Annotated in this window: 18 protein-coding genes and 1 tRNA gene; 15 read left to right on the forward strand and 4 right to left on the reverse strand. The window is 59.6% G+C overall.

The window, feature by feature from the left end; translation table 11 throughout:
- Window positions 1-33: 33 nt before the first annotated feature.
- Window positions 34-2,826, forward strand: coding sequence for a DNA gyrase subunit A (gene gyrA / locus L904_RS11260; protein ID WP_035261270.1), 2,793 nt, complete (start codon window positions 34-36; stop codon window positions 2,824-2,826).
- A 96-nt stretch (window positions 2,827-2,922) separates the two neighbouring features.
- Here gyrA and L904_RS11265 read toward each other — a convergent pair whose 3' ends face one another.
- The 3 genes from L904_RS11265 to L904_RS11275 form a co-directional block, all read right to left on the reverse strand.
- The gene (locus tag L904_RS11265) at window positions 2,923-3,183 is read right to left on the reverse strand and encodes a hypothetical protein (protein ID WP_003502750.1); all 261 of its coding nucleotides are present in this window, start codon (window positions 3,181-3,183) and stop codon (window positions 2,923-2,925) included.
- An 83-nt stretch (window positions 3,184-3,266) separates the two neighbouring features.
- A complete protein-coding gene (locus L904_RS11270) occupies window positions 3,267-4,760 on the reverse strand; it encodes a D-alanyl-D-alanine carboxypeptidase family protein (RefSeq protein WP_051671858.1) in 1,494 nt (497 codons plus the stop codon).
- Between the two features lie 138 nt (window positions 4,761-4,898).
- Window positions 4,899-5,618: a hypothetical protein gene (locus L904_RS11275; protein WP_035261273.1), complete on the reverse strand. Its 720-nt coding sequence runs from the start codon at window positions 5,616-5,618 to the stop codon at window positions 4,899-4,901.
- A gap of 137 nt (window positions 5,619-5,755) precedes the next feature.
- Between L904_RS11275 and L904_RS11280 the strand changes: the two genes are divergently transcribed.
- The 5 genes from L904_RS11280 to L904_RS11295 all read left to right on the forward strand — a co-directional run bounded on the left by L904_RS11280 (window position 5,756) and on the right by L904_RS11295 (window position 9,321).
- Entirely contained in the window at window positions 5,756-6,019 is a 264-nt protein-coding gene (locus tag L904_RS11280) for a hypothetical protein (protein ID WP_035261275.1), read from the forward strand.
- 15 nt (window positions 6,020-6,034) lie between these two features.
- Window positions 6,035-6,262, forward strand: coding sequence for a hypothetical protein (locus L904_RS11285; RefSeq protein WP_035261278.1), 228 nt, complete (start codon window positions 6,035-6,037; stop codon window positions 6,260-6,262).
- 341 nt (window positions 6,263-6,603) lie between these two features.
- Complete coding sequence (locus tag L904_RS26950) at window positions 6,604-6,756, forward strand: hypothetical protein (RefSeq protein ID WP_196248053.1); 153 nt, start codon at window positions 6,604-6,606, stop codon at window positions 6,754-6,756.
- An 87-nt stretch (window positions 6,757-6,843) separates the two neighbouring features.
- Window positions 6,844-6,933: transfer RNA gene (locus L904_RS11290), tRNA-Ser, on the forward strand.
- A gap of 384 nt (window positions 6,934-7,317) precedes the next feature.
- The gene (locus tag L904_RS11295) at window positions 7,318-9,321 is read left to right on the forward strand and encodes an SUMF1/EgtB/PvdO family nonheme iron enzyme (protein ID WP_082707604.1); all 2,004 of its coding nucleotides are present in this window, start codon (window positions 7,318-7,320) and stop codon (window positions 9,319-9,321) included.
- Window positions 9,322-9,513: 192 nt separating this feature from the next.
- On the opposite strand, the gene L904_RS11300 is transcribed toward L904_RS11295, so the two are convergent.
- Window positions 9,514-9,852 carry a hypothetical protein gene (locus L904_RS11300; RefSeq protein WP_003523701.1) on the reverse strand — a complete coding sequence of 113 codons (339 nt, stop codon included), beginning with the start codon at window positions 9,850-9,852 and terminating at the stop codon, window positions 9,514-9,516.
- 317 nt (window positions 9,853-10,169) lie between these two features.
- Here L904_RS11300 and L904_RS11305 point away from each other — a divergent pair, with 317 nt between their 5' ends.
- The 9 genes from L904_RS11305 to L904_RS11350 all read left to right on the forward strand — a co-directional run bounded on the left by L904_RS11305 (window position 10,170) and on the right by L904_RS11350 (window position 21,413).
- A complete protein-coding gene (locus L904_RS11305; protein WP_035260707.1) occupies window positions 10,170-11,258 on the forward strand; it encodes a septal ring lytic transglycosylase RlpA family protein in 1,089 nt (362 codons plus the stop codon).
- 75 nt (window positions 11,259-11,333) lie between these two features.
- Window positions 11,334-12,506 (forward strand): D-alanyl-D-alanine carboxypeptidase family protein, encoded by a 1,173-nt coding sequence (locus tag L904_RS11310; protein WP_035260708.1) that lies wholly within the window; start codon window positions 11,334-11,336, stop codon window positions 12,504-12,506.
- Window positions 12,507-12,641: 135 nt separating this feature from the next.
- Window positions 12,642-13,316 carry a dTMP kinase gene (gene tmk / locus L904_RS11315; RefSeq protein ID WP_035260709.1) on the forward strand — a complete coding sequence of 225 codons (675 nt, stop codon included), beginning with the start codon at window positions 12,642-12,644 and terminating at the stop codon, window positions 13,314-13,316.
- Window positions 13,309-14,334, forward strand: a complete 1,026-nt coding sequence (locus tag L904_RS11320; RefSeq protein WP_035260710.1) for a DNA polymerase III subunit delta' — start codon at window positions 13,309-13,311, stop codon at window positions 14,332-14,334. Before tmk ends, L904_RS11320 begins: the two co-directional genes overlap by 8 nt.
- Before the next feature lie 305 nt (window positions 14,335-14,639).
- A complete protein-coding gene (gene metG / locus L904_RS11325; protein WP_035260711.1) occupies window positions 14,640-16,190 on the forward strand; it encodes a methionine--tRNA ligase in 1,551 nt (516 codons plus the stop codon).
- Between the two features lie 11 nt (window positions 16,191-16,201).
- Window positions 16,202-16,984 (forward strand): TatD family hydrolase, encoded by a 783-nt coding sequence (locus L904_RS11330; RefSeq protein ID WP_059762545.1) that lies wholly within the window; start codon window positions 16,202-16,204, stop codon window positions 16,982-16,984.
- A gap of 2 nt (window positions 16,985-16,986) precedes the next feature.
- Entirely contained in the window at window positions 16,987-17,811 is an 825-nt protein-coding gene (locus tag L904_RS11335) for an MBL fold metallo-hydrolase (RefSeq protein ID WP_035259991.1), read from the forward strand.
- Window positions 17,812-17,832: 21 nt separating this feature from the next.
- Entirely contained in the window at window positions 17,833-19,614 is a 1,782-nt protein-coding gene (locus L904_RS11340) for a chloride channel protein (protein ID WP_035259988.1), read from the forward strand.
- 497 nt (window positions 19,615-20,111) lie between these two features.
- Window positions 20,112-21,413, forward strand: coding sequence for an MFS transporter (locus L904_RS11350; RefSeq protein WP_035259983.1), 1,302 nt, complete (start codon window positions 20,112-20,114; stop codon window positions 21,411-21,413).
- Window positions 21,414-21,469: the final 56 nt, after the last annotated feature.

Raw genomic sequence — 21,469 nt, forward strand, 5'->3', positions numbered from 1 at the left:
CCATCCGATTCTTAACAGAGAATGTGATCCGTTTTGACTGACCAGAGCCCCCCCGGCGGCGGAAAACTTCCGCCAGGCATTGAACCGATTTCCATCATGGAGGAAATGCAGCGGTCGTATCTCGATTACGCCATGAGCGTCATCGTGTCCCGCGCGCTTCCCGATGTGCGAGACGGCCTGAAGCCGGTTCATCGCCGTATTCTTTACGGCATGTCCGAACTCGGCATCGACTGGAACAAGAAATACGTCAAATGCGCCCGTGTTACCGGGGACGTGATGGGTAAATTCCATCCGCACGGCAATGCGGCGATCTATGACGCTTTGGCGCGTATGGCGCAGGACTGGTCGCTCCGCCTGCCGCTGATCGACGGGCAGGGCAATTTCGGCTCCATCGACGGCGATCCGCCGGCGGCAGAACGTTATACCGAATGCCGTCTGGAAAAGGCCGCCCATTCTTTGCTCGACGATCTCGACAAGGAAACGGTCGATTTCCGCGACAACTATGACGGCACCTTGCAGGAGCCGGTCGTCATTCCGGCGAAGTTCCCGAACCTTCTGGTCAACGGGGCAGGCGGCATCGCGGTCGGCATGGCCACCAATATTCCGCCGCACAATCTCTCGGAAGTCATCGACGGCTGTATCGCGATGATCGACAATCCGGCGATTGAGCTGCCGGAGCTGATGCAGATCATTCCCGGCCCGGATTTCCCGACCGGCGCGCTGATCATGGGCCGTTCCGGCATCCGTTCGGCCTATGAGACCGGCCGCGGCTCGGTCATCATGCGCGGCCGCGCCACCATCGAACCGATGCGCGGCGACCGCGAGCAGATCATCATCACCGAAGTTCCCTATCAGGTGAACAAGGCGAACATGATCGAAAAGATGGCCGAACTGGTCAAGGAAAAGCGCATCGAGGGCATTTCCGACCTGCGCGACGAATCCGACCGCCAGGGCTATCGCGTCGTCATCGAATTGAAGCGCGACGCCAATGCCGAAGTCATCCTGAACCAGCTTTACCGCTACACGCCGCTGCAGACCTCCTTCGGCTGTAACATGGTGGCGCTGAACGGCGGCAAGCCGGAGCAGATGACGCTTATCGACATGCTGCGCGCCTTCGTGGCCTTCCGCGAGGATGTCGTCAGCCGCCGTACGAAATATCTGCTGCGCAAGGCGCGCGAGCGCGCGCATGTGTTGGTTGGTCTGGCGATTGCGGTTGCCAATATCGACGAGGTCATCCGGGTTATCCGTCATGCGCCCGATCCCGCCTCGGCCCGCGAAGAGCTGATGACGCGGCGCTGGCCGGCGCAGGATGTGGAAAGCCTGATCCGTCTTATCGACGATCCGCGCCACCGCATCAACGAAGACGGCACCTATAATCTCTCGGAAGAGCAGGCGCGCGCCATTCTCGAACTGCGCCTTGCCCGCCTCACCGCGCTTGGCCGTGATGAAATCGGCGACGAGCTGAACAAGATCGGTGCTGAAATTTCCGAGTACCTCGAAATCCTGTCGTCGCGCCTGCGCATCCAGCAAATCGTCAAGGACGAGCTTGTCGCCATCCGCGACGAGTTCGGCACGCCGCGCCGTTCAGAGATCGTCGAGGGCGGTCCCGATATGGACGATGAAGACCTCATCGCCCGCGAGGACATGGTCGTCACCGTTTCGCATCTCGGCTATATCAAGCGCGTGCCGCTGACCACGTACCGGGCGCAGCGCCGCGGCGGCAAGGGCCGTTCCGGCATGGCGACGCGCGACGAGGATTTCGTCAACCGTCTCTTCGTTGCCAATACCCACACGCCGGTGCTGTTCTTCTCCTCGCGTGGCATCGTCTACAAGGAAAAGGTCTGGCGCCTGCCGATCGGCACGCCGCAGTCCAAGGGCAAGGCCCTCATCAACATGCTGCCGCTGGAGCCCGGCGAGCGCATCACCACCATCATGCCGTTGCCCGAGGACGAAACCACCTGGGAAACGCTGGACGTGATGTTCTCGACGACGCGCGGCACGGTTCGCCGCAACAAGCTCGGCGATTTCGTGCAGGTCAACCGCAATGGCAAGATCGCCATGAAGCTGGACGAGGAGGGCGATGAAATCCTCTCCGTCGAAACCTGTACGGACCGCGACGACGTGCTGCTGACGACCGCGCTCGGCCAGTGCATCCGCTTCCCCGTGGACGATGTGCGCGTCTTTGCCGGCCGCAACTCCGTCGGTGTGCGCGGCATCAACATGGCCGAGGGCGACCGCATCATCTCCATGACCATTGTGGGCCATGTGGAAGCTGAACCGTGGGAGCGTGCGGCCTATCTGAAGCGCTCGGCTACCGAGCGGCGTGCCGCAGGCGTCGATGAGGACGATATCGCGCTCGTCGGCGAGGAAGTGACGGAAGAGGGTGAACTCAGCGAAGAGCGCTATCAGGAACTGAAGGCACGCGAAGAATTCGTGCTGACTGTTTCCGTGAAGGGCTTCGGCAAGCGTTCCTCTTCTTACGACTTCCGCACCTCGGGTCGCGGCGGCAAGGGCATCCGCGCCACCGACACCTCCAAGACCAACGAAATCGGCGAACTCGTCGCAGCCTTCCCCGTGGAAGAAGGCGACCAGATCATGCTGGTTTCCGATGGCGGTCAGCTCATCCGCGTGCCGGTCAACGGCATCCGCATCGCCAGCCGCGCCACCAAGGGTGTGACGATCTTCTCGACCGCCAAGGATGAGAAGGTGGTTTCCGTGGAGCGTATCAACGAGCCGGAAGGCGACGACGAAGCAGAGAACGGCAATGGCGAAGATGCCGCCGACGATCTGCCGGATACGCCGGAGGCACCGGAAAACGAGGCGTAAGCCGCCTCGTTATCTTCGGTTACCAATCAAGAAAAACCCCGCGGCGCTCAGGCTCCGCGGGGTTTTTGTTTGTGTCGTATCGACTGCGTTTGATTTTCAGCGAATGCGAATATGGACCGGAGCGCGACCCGAGCGGCTAGCGACATGAAGGTGGATGTTCGCTTCCGGCTGATTGGAGCGCCAGGCGCGGGCGCCATGCGACAGAAGCAGCGCCACGAGATCGCGTGTCTTCGCCTTGGAACGATTAAGACCGAGATCGGCGATACGCATCGCCGCTTCGTGAATGGGATGCAGAACCGACAGGCTGCCATGCCCGTTGCCAGACGCAATGTCCGAATAATTCTCGTTGACTGCCATCTTGGAAAGCCTCGCTACACATTACAAACTTCGAGGAGACAGGCGATGTTTCGACCATGAAGCACCGCCTGCGGAAACGTCTGTTACTGGAGTGACGCCCAGCAGCTGACGCCTTTCTTTTTCAATGCATTGCATGCATTCACCGCGGCGTTCTGGCCATCGAAGCCGCCGAAACGGGCGCGGTAGATCTGGGAGCCGTCCTTGCTGAAGGCGACCGTGAAGGGTTTTGCGGAGCGCAGTGCCGCGCCGCCCTTTTCCTGCGCGTTCTGCAACAGGCCGCGTGCGGAGTTCTCGTCGGGAGATGCACCGATCTGGATGACCCAGCCGCCCTGCGGAGCCTCGGACCTGGCCGAAACCGAAGGGGCGGAGAGGACAGGCGCCGTGGTGGAGGCGGTGACAATATTGTCCACCTTGGTCGAGTTGGTGATCAACTTGCGGTCCGGTGCAGCGGGCGCCTGATTGATTGGATCCTTGCCCTTCTGCCAGGTGGCGGCTTCCATGGCCTTGACGGCTGCATTGGAAGAGGAGCCTGCGAAGGCGGTGACCGGCGTTTCTTCGTAACGGGTCTGCGGCACCGGACCGGAATTGGGCAGGCCGGCTGCGGTTGCTGCAACTGCCACGGAAGGAACAGCAGCGGCCACGGCGACGGGCTCTTCGACCGGCGCTGAGCGGGTCTGCGCGATCAGGTTGCTGTTGCCGCCACGCGATGCCTGCGGCAGGTAGGTTGCGACAAGCTTGCGCATGGTGGCGTCGCGGGCAGCGCTGGAGCGGCCGCCGAGAACGACGGCGACGATGGAGCGGCCGTCAAGCTGAGCCGATGTGGCAAGGTTGCTGCCGGCTGCACGGGTATAACCGGTCTTGATGCCATCTACACCCTTCACGGTTCCGACGAGGCGGTTATGGTTGCCGATAACCTGCTTGCCGAAATTGAAGGTGCGGGTGGAGAAATAGCCGTAATATTGCGGGAAATGCTGGCGAAGCGCGACGCCGAGACGGGCCTGGTCGCGCGCCGTCGTCATCTGCGCCGTGTTGGGCAGGCCGTTGGCGTTGCGATAGGTCGTGCGGGTCATGCCGAGTGCGCGGGCCTTGGCGGTCATCATTCTGGCGAAACGGTCTTCCGAGCCGCCGAGATATTCGCCGAGCGCCGTTGCCATGTCATTTGCGGACCGGGTGACGAGTGCAAGGATAGCCTGTTCCACGGTGATGCTGCCGCCGGCGCGCACGCCGAGCTTGGATGGCGGCTCCTTGGCGGCGTTGGCTGACACCGGCACCTTGGAATCGAGCGAGATGCGTCCGGTGTTGAGCGCCTCGAATGTCAGATAAAGCGTCATCATCTTCGTCAGCGAAGCCGGATAACGCAGCCCGTCCGGATCCTCGCCATAGAGGACCTTGCCGGTCTTGGCATCGATGACGATGCCCGCATATTTCGGATCGGCCTTTGCGGTTTGAACGGATGTTGCGGTTATGAACGCCGCAGCAAGGGTTAACGCAATAAACCTTACGAAAGACGTCGCACCCGCTTTGCGCGAATGTGCCCCAGATAGACTTTTCAACACTGCTGAACTCTTCAATCGCATATTTCTGTTCCGCTCGGACACGCCCCGCCCGATGCTCCGGGAAGAAACTTTATCGGGATGGCGTTACCAAGTGGTTTATGAAAGGTATCTGCCTTCCATAAAATGCGACTTTTCGCACGCAATCTGTGCCGTGCTGTTTCACCGATTTCCGTCTTTTACGAGGCGGCGCTCGATATAGTTTTTCACATCCGCGTCCAGCTTTTGCCATTGCGGCAGCAGGGTGGAGGAGAAACGGTAGAACAGGCTGAGGTCCTGTCCGGCGTGAATATCCCTCTGGCAATCGCTGCCGGTGGCCGCCTGCGGCGTTTGCGGCAGCAGGCAGCGCACCACATAGGCGCTTTCGCCTTCGCGCTCGCCGGTCAATATGACTTCCTTGCCGTAACCGGAATCGGCGCGCAGGCGGTGCAGCAGCAGGCCGTGCTTCAGCGGCACGGGCTCTCCTTCCGTCAGCCTCGAATAGATCGGCCCGAAACGACCGGACATGTCCTCGGACATGGTGCTTTGCGAAAGCTGGATGAAGATCAGCCCTGCCGCCTGCGCAGGATCGTCGAAGACGGCGCGATTCGCTTCCTCGTAACCCTTGAGGTCAGGCCAGCTTAGATAGAGGTCGACGCGCTCGCGTTCTCCGCCCAGGCGCTCGGAAGGCGCCCGCAGGGTGTTTTTGGCAAGCTTCAGCCGGTCGTTGCCGATGACGATCTCAACCTCTTCAGTAGCCGTCGTATGGCCCGCCTGGAGAATCCGCTCGCCATACCATTTGATGCCGACATTGAGGGTGCCGAGAAAGACGAGAAGAATTCCGGCGATGAGAGCGGCCCGGAGCATGAGTGACGATGAAAGCAGGGGTTTCTGGTCGTTCATGGGCTTCCATATTCGTTCCGGCCACCGGATGAGTTTCCGGCCGGGAAATAGCCGTGCAAAGCTTTAACCCGAGGCGATCGGCATTGAAATGATGTTTTGCCGCTGCTACCTGATAACGACCAAGCAAAGGACGGCATATGGCAGCGCGCGACAGATATTCCCGGAAGCTCGAATGTTCCAGATGTGGTCATCAGGGTTTTGCCGAAGCGTCGGAATCGGATGACAAGAGCCGTCGGGACGTCGATTTTCGCATCGATGAAATGCCGCGTGGATTTCGCGCGGAGCGCGCCTCGGGCGATCCGACGGATTTCATGATCCGCTGCGCCCAGTGCGGCAATATATTCCGTTTCCTGCAGAAAACCGCCTATGCGCCCGGAGGCGAGCCGCGGGTGAAGGCCTGAAGGGAAGGTATCGGCATGACTTTACCGCAACAACCGAACGGAGCGCCGCAAAGGCGCAAGCCGATCTGGCCGTGGATCGTGCTGCTGGTGCTGACGCTTTCAGCCATTTATTCCTATAATCGCGCCAACGAAATCATCGCCGAATTGTCCGATACCTTGCCGCCGGCGCTGCTGAACCTGTTCGAAGATATTCTCCGGGGTGACGGCCGGCATGGCAATGGCGGGCCGAGCATCGGCGTTTGAGGCGAGGGCGGTATGGGGAGTCGCCGGCCTTTTTGGCCGCGCTTCGTCTTCTGGGCCATAAAAGAAAAAAGCCCCGCAAAGAGGCGGGGCAGGTTGATCGCTCGGGGAAAGTTGGGCAATGCCCGGGAGCGATGGCCTGATATAAGTGACAATAGTGCTGACGCGATAGGCCATTTCCGTCCCAAACAGTACGCCTATGCATAAATTTCGCTCAATCAGCAGATTTTTGAACGATGAGTTCGGAAAATCTGTAAGACAACTTGACAGACTTTCGCTTTATTCTTCGCATTGCCTCGAATTGCACATATTCGCCTTTAACATAACGTGACATGAGCAGACGCATGGATAAATCGGGAATCCTCTTCGTGGCGCTTTTGCTGGTGCTTGTCGCAATCGTTTTAAGCCTGACGCTATTCGAGACGGCTCAGCAGGTGCCCTCGATACCTTCAGGCGACGGATCCCTGCTGCCGCCGGCAACGCCTTCGGGGCAATGATCTGCCAACCATAAGAGAAGGGCGACACAGCTCGCCCGGGCGGGATTGACGGCCTTTTTCAAACCGCTATAAAGCCTCACCACCGATGGATGGGTGTCCGAGTGGTTTAAGGAACCGGTCTTGAAAACCGGCGTGCGTGAGAGCGTACCGTGGGTTCGAATCCCACCCCATCTGCCATCATAGCTTCCCGCATGCCCCTGTATCTTCCCATTTGGCCTTGATTAATATGGGGATTCTGGTTCATGCGGTTTCCACCGGTTCCCGCAATACACCGTGGCGTCCCGGTAAAACCGGGTAAGTGCCAACCCGAAACCGGGTACGCAAGGCGCATTCACCGACATAACGTTTCGAAAAACCTTCCATATCTTCATAATATCGACAACTCAAAGCGTCATAAGTCCCCAATCGCAATGCGACCGGCTCGATACTGACCGTGACAAACAGCGTTGATACTATCAATAGCGTTTTCTCAGACGGATTTTGAGCATAGTGAGGACTGATTCTTTAATATTGAACCTTATTATTCTTTAGATTATTGAATAAATCAGTATTGATATATTTATGAATACATATATGGGTATATTTTCATATTCAGTCTTCGGTGCCATTTTCTGTTTGGCAATCGGTAGTAACTGGCCAGACGTGCGGGCTGCCGAGATGGTGACGATACGCGCCGGCGGCGATGCGTCATCGTGCGGTCGGATTGGTGGAGACTTCGCGATGGCGACGTCGGAGACCACAAATCTTGAATATGCGGAATTTCTGAATACGGTGGCCGCCATAAACGATCCCCATGGGCTGTATTCACCGATGATGGAGACGCATTTCTGGGGAGGGATATCGAGAAAAGGCGAGCGCGGGAACTTCAGATACGCGCCAAAGCCCGGATATGCTGACCTGCCGGTTACCTTTGTGAGTTGGTACTCCGCCGTGAGATATGCAAATTGGATGCATTACGGCAAGCCGTTGAAACCTGCCGGTCTGGGCGTGACGGAAGGGAATGCCTCCAACGGCGCGTATGATACCGCGACATGGTTGAGAAACAGGGATGCGCAATATTGGTTGCCGAGCTGTGCGGAGTGGCGTCAGGCCGCTTTCTTCGATCCGGCCGAAAACAGGCAGCGCCGATATGTCACCGGACATGAACTGCCGGCCTCCGGTATCGGGCCATCGTCGGCCAATTACTTCGACGGCCGCTGGGCTGCGCCTTTCCCGCATCTGATACCGGCAAAGGACTCTGGTACGGCACGGTCTGCGAGCGGAACGCTGGGACAGGCAGGCAATGTTCTGGAATGGGTGGAAGACCTGACCGGTGGCCAGCGCATGGCGCTGGGGGGATCGTTGTTGCTGCCTGCTGCGGCGCTCAAATCGGAATATGTGGATACGGAATATCCTGATGTGACCATTTCCAGCATCGGTTTTCGTGTCGCGTCACGGCTTGCCCCATCACCCCCAGGCTTCGTCGATCTTCCCGAGGTTCCGTTCAAACAGTATGATTTTGTCCGTGTCGCCGACAAGGGAAATCCGGTCGATCCGAGAACAGGCCGGGGTCGCGTCGAATATGATTTTGACATTGGAAAATACGAGCTGTCCAATCGCGAATATGCGGAATTTCTGAATGCGGTCGCGCGCGAAGGCGACGCTTACGGTCTCTTCAAAATCGATATGCAGACCGGTGTTGTCGGCGGCCTCGAGAAAATATCCGAAGGCGGCAAGGCCACCTATCGATCGAAGCCGGGTTGGGAGAAACGGCCGGTAACCTATGTTTCCTGGTTCGATCTCGCCCGTATGGCAAACTGGCTGCATTACGGCCGCCCCGCAATCGGTAGGCAGGCGCTTGGCACGACGGAGGGAGACGCAAAGACCGGCGCCTATGATACCCGTGCCTTTCCCGCCCCAAAGGCTTCATTCGACAGCGCCCGCTTGCCCTCTCGAAACCTCGGTGCCAGATTTTTTATTCCGAGCGACGACGAGTGGTACAAGGCGGCTTATTACAACGCCGAGCATCGTCGATATTTCAAATATCCAACGAAGTCAGACACGCCTCCGAAGCCCGCGTCGGCGCAAATGCCTGCCGGAGCCAACTATACCCTGCTCGACCAGCTTGGCGAGGGCATGCCTTATTTTGTCAGCGAGGTGGACGCCTTTGCAGCGTCGGAAAGTTATTACGGCACGCGCCAGCAAGGCGGTAACGTCTGGGAATGGATCGAAGACTGGCGAAGCAAGGGTGAGGGCGGATGCTGGCGCTGCGACGAGTGGACCAAGGGCATGAGAGGCGGTTCGTTCAACTATACCGAAATCGGACTTTCCGCTGAAAACCTCGACCCCGGCGCCCCGGAACTCGGCCTTTTCGTTTATGGCGCGAGGCTGGCCCGCATCGAGGAAGGGTGGAGGCCCGTGTCGCCTTCGCCTGTTACACTCATTATCGATACTTTAGGCGAGCAAATCGCGAGGCTCAAATCCCGTCCCGCATACCTCGCCTTGACGAGCTTCCTTGCGGGAGTTGTTTCGCTCGGCTCGGCGTATTTTGCGATCGCCTACGTCAGACGCAGAGCCGCGAGGTGACTTAAGCGTTTCACATTGTTCATGTCGGACGTCCCCCACAAGGCATTGACCGCGGTGGACACGCAATCCGCAAATTGGAAAAAACGATCAAACACCAGATGTTTTCCTGACACCGATGTTCGGTTTGGAAACAGTTTAGCAGCGCCGTAAGGAGAAACCCGCCTTGCGGCGGGTTCCATGTTGCTGATCCAATCAGATTTCCGGGCAGCCCCGTTCATTGGCGAAGGTGATGCGATCCGGTCCCCGGCGCGTGAAGCCTTCGACGACGACACGACCAGGAGTGACGCGCACGACCTCTGGATCGCGCAGGCCTGCCTCACGGGCGGCGGCGCGGGCTTCGCGTTCGCTGCAGCCGCGCATGCGGGGCGGGCCGCGGCGGTCTACGTCCCGGTCACGATCGCGGATGACGGGGCGAACGCCGTCGGGGCCGATTCTGAGTTCCATGTCCTGCGCACCTGCGGGGATCGGCGCGGCGAAGGATACCAGGGCGATGCCCATCGCCAGAGCTGTGGTTTTCATAAGCTTGATCATGTTTCCTCCTTCAGCCGAAACCGGCGGAAAGCTCGTTTGTTTGCGGGGAGAGAACGCGGTTGCCGTCGGTTTGTTCCTTGCCGATGCGGTGAGTGGGAGATGCTGAGGCGGGTAAATCCGGCCCGATGGGTGAGTTAAAAGATAGAAATCATTAACCACGTTCATTACAATTTTATCGAATTTGCAGAAGTCGTTCGCATTTTCGCCACGTTATGCACAAGATTAAGCGACTGTTAGGTGCTTCGATGGCAGGGGCAAATAATCGAGGCAAGTGAGGGTGCGGTTCTCCGAGCCAATAGCAGCGTGGGGCAGACGATTTGAATTCTCCGGTCAAGAAACTCGGCATCAACGCCAGGTCGGGCGTGAAGTGGCTTGCAATTTCCGTGCTTTGCGCCGCAACCGCATCGTGTTCCACGACATCCGAGACCAAGCCTAAGCCCAAGCGCAGCAAGGAATATTTTTCCGAATCCGAATATGGCGTCAAAGCCAGCCCGCGCGTGGCCGATGGCAAAGCCATTCCCAAGGGCGGCGGGCGAGAGCTGATCGGCAATGCCTATACCGTCAAGGGCCGCCGTTATTTCCCGAAGGAAGAGCCGGGTTACAACAAGACCGGCCTTGCTTCCTGGTACGGTTCCGCCTTCCATGGCCGCCTGACCGCCAATGGCGAAGTCTACGACAAAGAACATCTTTCTGCCGCACATCCGACATTTCCCCTGCCGAGCTACGCGCGCATCACCAACATGGAAAATGGCGCTTCGGTTCTGGTGCGCGTCAACGATCGCGGACCGTTCCACGAAGGCCGCCTGATCGACGTTTCCAGCAAGACGGCCGATCTTCTCGACATGAAGGCCACCGGCACGGCCAATGTGCGGGTACAATATGCCGGCCGCGCACCGCTCGATGGTCACGACATGCCTTATCTGATGGCATCCTATATTCCGAAGGGTTCGCGTTCGCCGGGTGTGGCGCCCGAAGGGCAGATCGCGACGGGTGTGATGGTGGCTTCGGCCTCGCCGAATTTCGTTCCGGCTCCCGCGTCCAACCCGAATTATGGCGGCTCCGCACAGACGGCGCTTGTCGGTTCCAAGAAGAATGCAGCGCTTCAGGCCATGCCGCTGGTCAATGGCCCGGCGCCGGCTTTCGAGCAGTTCGCGATCCTGCCGGAAATCGGCCCTATCCTGGCGGAGCGTCCGGAAGGCAATTTCATGCGTGAGCCGGCGGCGCCCGGAGGCAATTATCTGCGCGTGCCGACGCCTTCCTCCAAATTTGCGGCGGCCTATTCCGAAGAATCGGCTACGGTCTCCAGGACCGCGAGCGCCTTCGACAGCGTGCTCGTCGACCGTGGCGCGCTTAACGAGCAATCGATACTCGCCCATGTGAAGCGTCAGCAGGCGAAGTCGCGCTGACGGATTGAAGGATACGGCTGGCCTCTCGCCTTTATCGCGGGCAGCCGGTTACGGCAGGCAGGACTGGGCGGTTTCATGCGCAAGGCCATTCATCGCTCCTATTGTTCGGTCGTCGCAGCGGCAGCGTTTGCGTTTTTCAGTGCAGGCCCGGTGCAATCGCAGACCGGCCCCTTCATCGCAAAGGCCGAACAGGCCTATATGATCGATGCCGAAACAGGCACGGTGCTTCTTTCGCAAAACGAGAATCAACCTTTTCCGCCCGCGTCGCTTGCCAAGCTGATGACGGTTGAGGTGGTGCTGGATGCGCTGTCAAAGGGGCAGGTGACGGCAGAGACGGCTTACCCCGTCTCCGAATATGCCTGGCGCACGGGCGGCGCGCCCTCGCGCACCTCGACCATGTTCGCGGCGCTGAAATCCTCCGTCAGCATCAACGATCTTTTGACCGGCATCATCGTGCAGAACGCCAATGACGGCTGCATCGTCGTTGCCGAAGGCATGGCGGGTTCGGATGCCGCCTTCGCCAAGCGCATGACTGTGCGGGCGGGCGAACTGGGCATGAGCAGCAGTACCTTTACCAATTCGACCGGGCTTCCCGACCCCGGCAACCGCACGACTGCGAGGGACATGGTGCGTCTTGCGCAACATCTGCGTGACACCTATCCCGAGCGTTACGGGCTTTTCGCCAAACCGGATTTCGAATGGAACCGGATTTTCCAGCGCAACAAGAATACGCTCCTGATGCCCGGCAGCGGTATCGACGGTCTCGGTCTCGGTTTTGCGGAAGGCAGCGGTTTTGCGGCTGTCGTTTCGGCCGAGCGGGAAGGCCGCCGGGTCTATCTGGCGCTTGCCGGCATCGTGGACGACAAGACGCGGCAGGAAGAGGCCCGCCGGGTGGTGGATTGGGGCCTGACCGCCTTTGAAAAACGCCATCTCTTCAGCAAGGACGAAGCGGTCGGGTCGGTCAGCGTCTATGGCGGCGATGTTTCGCATATCGATCTTTCGCCGAAGGAAGATGTGAGCGTCCTTGTGCCGGTCAATAATCCGGATCGTATTTCCGGCCGTATCGTCTATCGCTGGCCCCTGAATGCGCCTCTGGACGTCGGGGCGAATGCCGGAACGCTTAAGATTTTTTCGGGCGAGCGTCTGTTGCGGGAAGTACCGCTTTATACTAATGCGGCGGTCGGCAAGGGGTCTCTCACCCAGAATGCGACAGGCGCGCTGAAGGAACTGTTGCTGTTCTGGCTCTGAAAGCCTGTTCCACGGGCGGCCTTGTTCCTATGCTTTTGTTCAGGCACTGGATTTTCTGAAAACCGCTTCACAGATTTCGGTTCGATGCTGTAAACAGGCATTTCGAATTCGAGGAAACCCCTGCAGGACGTGACATTGGCCGAAAAGACCGGATTGTTCATCAGTTTCGAAGGCGGCGAAGGCGCTGGCAAGTCGACGCAGATTCGCACGCTTGCCGAGGCGCTTCGCGGCCGTGGTTTCGAGGTGGTCGTGACGCGCGAGCCGGGCGGCTCGCCGGGTGCGGAGGCCGTTCGGCATGTTCTTCTCTCGGGTGCTGCGGAATCCTTCGGGGTGCGCATGGAAGCGATCCTGTTTGCGGCGGCGCGCAACGACCATGTCGAAGAGGTCATTCGCCCGGCGCTTGCGCGCGGCGAGATCGTGCTCTGCGACCGGTTCCTCGATTCGTCGCGCGTCTATCAGGGCACGACCGGCAATCTGGAGCCGGATTTTATCGAGACACTGCAACGTATCGCCATTGACGGTGTCGTGCCGGAACTGACGTTGATTTTCGATATCGCCGCCGAAAAGGGGCTCGCCCGCGCCAGAAAGCGCGCGGATGAAGGCGCTGCGCCGGACCGGTTCGAAAAAGAGGAAATCGAGACCCACGAGAAGCGGCGTGAGGCCTATCTGGATATTGCGCTCGCCGAGCCGCGTCGTTGTCGGATCGTCAACGCCGATCAGCCGGAAGAAAAAGTGGCGGAGGATGTCATGTCCTTCGTCGCACCCTTGCTCGAACAGCTGAAAACAGCGGCGGGCGCGGCGCATGAGTGAGGTTCAGGGCGTTCTCGACGGTGCGATTGCGCCGCAGCAGAACACGAAGCTTTTCGGACATGAGGAAGCGGAAGCCTTCCTCGCGCAATCCTATCGCTCCGGCAAGGGGCATCATGCTATTCTGATCGAAGGGCCGGAGGGGATCGGCAAGGCGACGCTTGCCTTCCGTTTCGCCAATCATGTGCTCAGCCATCCCGATCCGTCGCTGGCGCCGGATTTTCTCGCCGATCCCGATCCGCAATCGCTGGTCAGCCGCCAGATCACGGCCGGGGCCTCGCATAATCTGCTGCATCTGACCCGTCCGGTGGATGAAAAGACCGGCCGCGTGAAATCCGCCATCACCGTGGACGAGGTGCGGCGGGCAGGGCACTTCTTTTCGCAGACCTCCGGTACCGGCAACTGGCGTATCGTCATCATCGATCCCGCCGACGATCTCAATCGCAACGCCGCGAATGCGATCCTCAAAATACTGGAGGAGCCGCCGAAACGGGCGATGTTCCTCGTCCTGTCGCATGCGCCGGGAAAATTGCTGCCGACCATCCGTTCGCGCTGTATGCCGTTGAGGCTCCTGCCGCTTTCCGATGCAGCCATGGTGCAATCTCTCGATCATCTCGGCATCAGCCCGGAAGGCGAAAAGCGCGACGCCCTGCTTGCCGCCTCCAAGGGCAGCGTGGCGCAGGCGTTGAAGCTGATGAATTACGGCGGCTCCGACATTGTCGAGGCCTTTGCGGAGGTCATGGCTTCCGAAGGGCCCGGCGTGCGCAAGCTGATGCACAAGCTTGCCGAGGTTCTGGCGCAGAAGGATGGCGACATCGTCCTCGGCTTCTTCATGGAGCATGTGACGGAAGAGCTCATGGAGCGCGCACGGGCGGCGGCGATGGCGGGCGATATCGCGGCGGCGGAAAAACATGCACGGCTTTCCTCGGCACTCTCGGAACGCATCACCGTGGCGCAGGCCTATAATCTCGACAAGAAGCAGATGGTGCTTTCCATTCTGGAAGATATTCGCGGCGTTTGAAGGCGAGGCATCGTACGGAATGTACGATTCGACGGTGCATAAATTCTCCTCCGTCATGCCGGACTTGATCCGGCATCCAGCCACGGCGCGTCCGCGCCGTGAAGAGAGTCTTTTGCGATCAAGGACTTGATCGCGCTGGACCCCGGATCAGGTCCGGGGTGACGGTAGTGCGGATGCCAAGCGCTCGCCAAATCCGCTTTGTCTGCAGGCTGTCGTACAAAACGTACGCTCTGCCTTTCGCTGCTGCGAACAATGGTTTAAGAGCGGTCTATCCAAAAAACAGCCTGTAAAGTCGATAGACCGTCATGACAGACAAGACACCATTCTACATCACCACCGCGATCTCCTATCCTAACGGCAAGCCGCATATCGGCCATGCCTATGAGTTGATTGCGACGGACGCCATGGCACGCTTTCAGCGCCTGGATGGAATGGATGTGTTCTTCCTGACCGGCACCGACGAACACGGCCAGAAGATGCAGCAGACGGCGCGGGCGGAAGGCATTTCGCCGGAAGAACTGGCTGAGCGCAATTCCGACCAGTTCCGCGCGATGGGCAAGCTGCTCAACGCTTCGAACGACGATTTCATCCGCACCACGGAAGAACGTCACCACGAGACCTCACGCAATATCTGGAACCTGATGGCCGATAGCGGCGATATCTACAAGGACAGCTATGCCGGCTGGTATTCCGTGCGCGACGAAGCCTATTACGCCGAGGACGAGACGGAAGTGCGCGCTGACGGCGTTCGTTACGGGCCGCAGGGCACGCCGGTCGAGTGGGTGGAGGAGGAAAGCTACTTCTTCAAGCTCTCCGAATATCAGGACAAGCTGCTGAAGCTCTATGAGGAGAACCCGGAGTTCATCGGCCCGGCAGAACGCCGCAACGAAATCATCTCCTTCGTCAAATCCGGTCTGAAAGACCTGTCGATTTCCCGCACCACCTTCGACTGGGGCATCAAGGTTCCGAACGATCCGAAGCACGTCATGTATGTCTGGGTCGATGCGCTGACCAACTATATCACCGCCACGGGTTACATCGAGGATAAAAACGGCCCGCGTGCCAAATATTGGCCCGCCGACGTGCATATCATCGGCAAGGACATTATCCGCTTCCACGCGGTTTACTGGCCCGCCTTCCTGATGAGCGCGAAGCTGCCGCTGCCCAAGCGGGTCTATGCGCATGGCTTCCTGCTCAACAAGGGCGAGAAGATGTCGAAATCGCTCGGCAACGTCGTCGATCCGGCCAATCTGGTGAACCATTTCGGTCTCGATCAGGTCCGTTATTTCTTCCTGCGCGAAGTCTCCTTCGGCCAGGACGGCAGCTATAGCGAAGAGGGCATCGCCACCCGCATCAATGCCGATCTTGCCAACGGTATCGGCAATCTCGCCAGCCGTTCGCTGTCGATGATCGTCAAGAATTGCGATGGTCAGATCCCGACGCCCGGTGAGTTCACCGAAGAAGACAAGGCGATGCTGGCTTCCGCCGACGGGCTGCTGGCGCTCTGCCGCGAGGAAATGGGCAAGCAGCTCATTCACCGCGCGCTTGCGGCTATCATCGCCGTCGTCTCGGAAACCGACCGCTATTTCGCCTCTCAGGAGCCGTGGGCGCTGAAGAAGACCGATCCCGAGCGCATGGGCACCGTGCTTTACGTTACGGCAGAAGTAGTGCGCCAGATCGGCATTCTCCTGCAACCCTTCATGCCGGAATCCTGCGAGAAGCTGCTGGATCTCGTTGCTGCCCCTGCCGACAAACGTGATTTTGCGGCACTCGGCGAAGCGGGCCGTCTGGTTCCGGGCACGCCACTGGAAGCACCGAAGCCAGTCTTCCCGCGTTACGTCGCACCGGAAGCGTGAAGGCGAGACCCATGCTGATCGATACGCATTGCCATCTGGATTTTCCCGATTTCGAGGCTGAGCGCGACGATATCATCGCCCGCGCCCATGCTTCGGGTGTAAGCCAGATGGTGACGATCTCGACCCGGGTGCGCCGGCTGTCCGAACTTTTGAAGATCACGGAAAAATATCCGTCGGTCTTCTGTTCGGTCGGCACGCATCCGAACAATGCCGATGAGGAACTGGATATTTCCGCCGACGAGCTTGTGCGGCTGGCGGAGAGCCATGACAAGATCGTGGCGATCGGTGAGGCGGGTCTGGATTATTTCTACGATACGCAGAAGCCGGAAGACCAGAAGACCGGCCTCATTCGCCACATCGAGGCCGCAAGACGAACGAAGCTGCCGCTTGTCATCCACAGCCGCAGCGCCGATGACGACATGGCCGCTATTTTGCGCGCCGAAAGCGAAAAGGGACCATTCCCCTTCATCCTGCACTGCTTTTCCGCTGGTCCCGAGCTGGCGAAAACCGGTGTCGAGCTTGGCGGTTATGTTTCCTTTTCCGGCATTCTGACCTTCCCTAAATCGCAGGACATCCGCGATATCGCCGCCACCGTGCCGCTGGACCGGCTGCTGGTGGAGACGGATGCGCCCTATCTTGCGCCGAAGCGCTGGCGGGGAAAGCGCAACGAGCCGTCCTATGTGGTTAATACCGCTGAGGTTCTGGCCGAGGTGCATGGCGTTTCCTATGAGCGCATGGCCGAAATCACCACCGAAAACGCCTTCCGCTGCTTTTCCAAGATGACAAGGGTGTAGATGTGGCAATCTACCGTCGTCGCTTCACGGTTCTCGGTTGCGCGTCGTCGCCCGGCGTGCCGCGCATCAACGGCGACTGGGGCGCCTGCGATCCCGAAAACCCGAAGAACCGGCGCACGCGAACGGCCTTCATGGTGGAGCAGATCGGCCCGGATGGCGGCAGGACGACTGTCGTCATCGACACCGGCCCGGATTTTCGCGAACAGATGATCGCGGCGAAGGTGGAGGCGGTCGATGCGGTGCTTTACACCCACGCCCATGCCGACCATCTGCACGGTATCGACGATCTGCGCATCTATTTCGCCCTTCAGCAAAACCGCATTCCGATCTATGCCGATCCCATTACCATGGCGCGGATAAAGGACGGTTTCGCCTATTGCCTGGAGACCCCGCCGGGCAGCAGCTATCCGCCCATCGTCGAACCGCGGATCATCGCCGATATCGACGCGGCGCTGATCATCGATGGGGCAGGCGGGCCGATCCCATTCAACGTGCACATGCAGCAGCATGGCGATGTGCATTCGCTGGGCTTCCGTATTGGTGACGTCGCCTATTGCACCGATGTCAGCGATTTTCCGGCAGAAAGCCTGCGGAAGCTTGCCGGTCTCGATGTCCTCGTCATCGACGCGCTGCAGCACCGTTATCACCCCAGCCACCTTTCGCTGGAACAGGCGCTTGGCTGGATCGAAAGATTCGCACCCAAAAGGGCGATCTTGACCCACATGCATATTCCGCTCGATTATGAGACGGTGATGCGGGAAACGCCTGATCATGTCGAACCGGCTTATGACCAGATGCGTTTCGAGATCGAGATCGAAGCAGCCTGACGCCGCCTGAAAAGGAACAGCATGTCGACCAAGCCTTTCCGTGCACCCAGTATGGCGAGCTTCTTCGACAATCTGCGCGCCAGTCGCCTGCGGGCGATGTTCCGGCGCGGCGAACTGGGACTGGTGCTCCTTGCCGTCTTCATCGGCATTGCGGCGGGCCTTCTGGTGGCGCTGATCGGCGCCTTGAGCACAGCGTTGCATATGCTGGTTTTCGGCGTCGAGCGGCTGAGCAGCAGCGATCTTTCCGGACGGATCGTGCTTGCCGGCCCGATCATCGGCGGCATCGTGCTCGGCCTGATTATCTTCATCCTTTCGAAGACCCGCAAGAAACCCATGGTCGACCCCATCGAGGCGAATGCGCTGCATGGCGGCCGCCTGTCGCTGACGGACAGCATCATCGTTTGCGTGCAGAATATCGTCTCCAACGGTTTTGGCGCGTCCGTCGGGCTTGAGGCCGGTTACACCCAGATCGCCAGCGGCGTCGCCTCGAAGATCGGCATCAAACTGAAGCTGCGGCGAGGGGACATGCGTATCCTCGTCGGCTGCGGTGCGGCGGGCGCGATTGCGGCCGCCTTCAACGCGCCTCTGACCGGGGCGTTCTACGCCATCGAACTCATCATCGGCACCTATACCGTGGTGACGCTTGCGCCGCTCATCGTCTCGGCACTGGTGGCGACGACGGTCATCGGGATTATCGGCGGCCATGGCATCTCGATCGATATTGTCGATGCCAGCCGTGTAACACCGGCGGATTATGTGCCCGCCATCTTTCTCGGCGTCGTATGTGCGGCCATCGGCATCGTGCTGATGCAGGCGGTGTCCTTCATCGAAGAAACCGCACGCAAAAGCGCCATTCCGGGCTGGCTGCGTCCTGCCATCGGGGGCGTGGCGGTGGGTGGGCTTGCGCTGATTTCACCGCAGGTGCTGTCGAGCGGCCATGGCGCGCTGCATCTCAATATCGATGCGGAACTGACGATATACGGGGTGGCCGGGCTGTTCCTGCTGAAGGCGGCGGCCAGCGCCATTTCCATCGGCTCGAATTTCCGTGGCGGCCTGTTTTTCGCGTCGCTGTTCATGGGCTCGCTGCTCGGCAAGATTTTCGCGCTCTGCGCACCCTATATCGGTTATGGGTCGACAGCGCCCATCGTCTATGCGGTGATCGGCATGAGCGCCTTTGCCGCCGCCATCATCGGCGGTCCGCTGACGATGACGTTTCTGGCGCTGGAACTGACTGGCGACTTCCAGATCACGGCGCTGGTGCTTGCCGCTGTCATCACCACTTCGCTCGTGGTGCGTACCACCTTCGGTTACTCCTTCGCCACTTGGCGTTTTCACCTGCGGGGCGAGAGCATTCGCAGCGCCCATGATATCGGCTGGATCCGCGACCTGACGGTCGGCAGGATGATGCGCGCCGATATCCGCAAGGCCAATGTCAGCATGGGCCTTCCGGCCTTCAAGGAGAAGTTCCCGCTCGGTTCGACGCAACGGGTAATCATGACCCATGATGACGGGCGTTATGCCGGTATCGTCCTCGTGCCGGAAATTTACGCCGACCCGATGGATCGCGACCCCGGCAAGATCAGCCTCGAAACCTATCTGCAATACAAGAACGATGTGTTGCTGCCGACCATGAATGCCCGCCAGGCGGCGGCAGCCTTCGATGCGGCGGAGAGCGAAGCGCTGGTCGTCGTCAATGACAAGATCGAAAATCGCCCTGTCGGATTGCTTACCGAAAGCCATACGCTGAGGCGCTATAGCGAAGAACTGGATTTGAGACGCCGGGAGGCGTCTGGTGAGCTTTGAAACTACATTAGATTGTCTGTTTTATATATTGATATAATTATATTTTTATAATCTTGCTTTCCTGGTTTTAATCCTTGGCCGGGAACGGTCTTTTCTCCGCGCAGACGCGCGTCGGCCGGATTTCTGCGACCGACACAGGAACGAGGGCGGAGGAGCGACTCCGGCCCGGGGAGCCAATTTGTCGCGTATGTGATGCACAACAAATCCACCAAAGTCAGCTTCTGGCCCAACACCCCGGCGGCACTGAACATGTGATCCCGCACGGCATTTTTCGCCGTCATGTCATTTTTCTCAGCGCCCGCTTGACAAAAAAACATTCGCCGCAATAAATAGACTGACTACTTAATTAATAAAATACCAAGTCGGAAAGAGCCAATCGGGGAAGGCAAGGTGGGACATGTTCGCACCTGTCCGGTCCCGAAGCCCGAGTGGCCAGATATTTTACTGCCTTCATCCTTACCGGCAGCGCCGGGAGCCGATGAAACTTGGAGAGTGCGATGCCTTCAGACAGCAGCACGGTTGAGACGATACCTCTTGCGACGTCCTGCGGCCAACTCGAAACGGTTTCGGGGGCCGGGTTTCGCGGGCTCGGTCTTCCACATCGCCGTGCGCCGCTGTATGGCGTCATCCTTGCCGGAGGCCTGTCGCTTTTCGGCAATGCGGTGGCGGCCGTTACGCTGCCGTGGATCGTGCTGTCCCTGACCGGCAATGCCGCCTGGACGGGGATAGCAGCGGCGGCGGGCATGATACCGCTGGTTATCGGTGCTTTTTGCGGCGGCCCCATCGTCGACCGTTTCGGTTCGCGCATCGTTGCGGTTACCGCCGATCTTGCCAGCGCCCTGAGTGTCGCGGCCATTCCCTTGCTCATGATGGCGGGGCAGATGGATATTGGCCTTCTGCTCGGCCTGATCGTGGTCGGGGCGCTGCTCGATGGTCCGGGCATGATCGCCCATGATACAAGGGTGCCGGAACTTGCCCGCATCGCGCGAATGCCGATCGAGCGGGTCACCTCGATAGATGAATTGCTTGAAAATGCGGCGATGATTTTCGGCCCGCCGGTCGCGGGCATCGCCATTGCCGCTTTCGGGATGGAATATGCCTTGATGATCACGGCGACCTGTTCGCTGCTCGCCGCCATGATCGGCGCGATCTGTTTGCCGCGTCATCGGCGCAAATCCGCCGGTGCGGATAGCGGCGATGCGACATTTGCGGGTCTGCGCTTTCTGCTGACGGAGCCGCTTCTGCGTCTTCTGCTTATCGTCGCCATGGTGATGCTGGCAGTTTTCGGGGCGCTCAACGCCGTTGTCCTGCCGGTGCTGTTCAAGGCGAGCGGGGCGGATGTCCTCGATCTCGGGCTGTTTCTCTCGGTCTCCGGGGCAGGGGCGGCTTTGTCGGCGGTGGTTTTCGCCATTCGCGGCCACTCGTGGAACGGCCGGGCCGTGCTGCTCGCCGGCATATCTGGCGCGACGTTTTCCATCGGCCTCATCGCTTTCCTTCAGAGCGGTCCCTCGCTGCTCATCGCGGCCGCCCTGATCGGCCTTTCCACCGGGGCGCTCGGCCCGCTCGCCAATGCGACGTTTCTGAAACGCGCGCCGGCCGCGATCCGCGGCAGCGTGCTTGGAACCACGGCGGCGATTGCGATGATGGCGACGCCGCTTGCCGTGCTGATCGCCGGTTTCGGTCTGGAAGCCGCTGGCGCCGTCTGGTTCTTGTGGGGGCTCAGCGCCACGCTCTGCCTGCTGGTGTTCTGGGTTTTCCTCAGCCCGGCCGCACGCGCGCTGGCGAAATCGCCGCCATGAGTGCGCCCCCCTGTTCCTTCAAGACGCAATCAAACCCGCTCCTGTGCCGCAGTATA

This window comes from Agrobacterium sp. LY4, from assembly GCF_001526585.1.
GTDB classification, from domain to species: Bacteria; Pseudomonadota; Alphaproteobacteria; order Rhizobiales; family Rhizobiaceae; genus Agrobacterium; species Agrobacterium leguminum.

Excerpts from the sequence above, each read along its gene's own strand:
- L904_RS11265 (WP_003502750.1), bottom strand. The coding sequence starts at position 3,183 with ATGGCAGTCAACGAGAATTATTCGGACATTGCGTCTGGCAACGGGCAT.
- L904_RS11270 (WP_051671858.1), bottom strand. The coding sequence starts at position 4,760 with ATGCGATTGAAGAGTTCAGCAGTGTTGAAAAGTCTATCTGGGGCACAT.
- L904_RS11275 (WP_035261273.1), bottom strand. The coding sequence starts at position 5,618 with ATGAACGACCAGAAACCCCTGCTTTCATCGTCACTCATGCTCCGGGCC.
- L904_RS11280 (WP_035261275.1), top strand. The coding sequence starts at position 5,756 with ATGGCAGCGCGCGACAGATATTCCCGGAAGCTCGAATGTTCCAGATGT.
- L904_RS11285 (WP_035261278.1), top strand. The coding sequence starts at position 6,035 with ATGACTTTACCGCAACAACCGAACGGAGCGCCGCAAAGGCGCAAGCCG.
- L904_RS26950 (WP_196248053.1), top strand. The coding sequence starts at position 6,604 with ATGGATAAATCGGGAATCCTCTTCGTGGCGCTTTTGCTGGTGCTTGTC.
- L904_RS11295 (WP_082707604.1), top strand. The coding sequence starts at position 7,318 with ATGAATACATATATGGGTATATTTTCATATTCAGTCTTCGGTGCCATT.
- L904_RS11300 (WP_003523701.1), bottom strand. The coding sequence starts at position 9,852 with ATGATCAAGCTTATGAAAACCACAGCTCTGGCGATGGGCATCGCCCTG.
- L904_RS11310 (WP_035260708.1), top strand. The coding sequence starts at position 11,334 with ATGCGCAAGGCCATTCATCGCTCCTATTGTTCGGTCGTCGCAGCGGCA.
- L904_RS11320 (WP_035260710.1), top strand. The coding sequence starts at position 13,309 with ATGAGTGAGGTTCAGGGCGTTCTCGACGGTGCGATTGCGCCGCAGCAG.
- metG (WP_035260711.1), top strand. The coding sequence starts at position 14,640 with ATGACAGACAAGACACCATTCTACATCACCACCGCGATCTCCTATCCT.
- L904_RS11330 (WP_059762545.1), top strand. The coding sequence starts at position 16,202 with ATGCTGATCGATACGCATTGCCATCTGGATTTTCCCGATTTCGAGGCT.
- L904_RS11340 (WP_035259988.1), top strand. The coding sequence starts at position 17,833 with ATGTCGACCAAGCCTTTCCGTGCACCCAGTATGGCGAGCTTCTTCGAC.
- L904_RS11350 (WP_035259983.1), top strand. The coding sequence starts at position 20,112 with ATGCCTTCAGACAGCAGCACGGTTGAGACGATACCTCTTGCGACGTCC.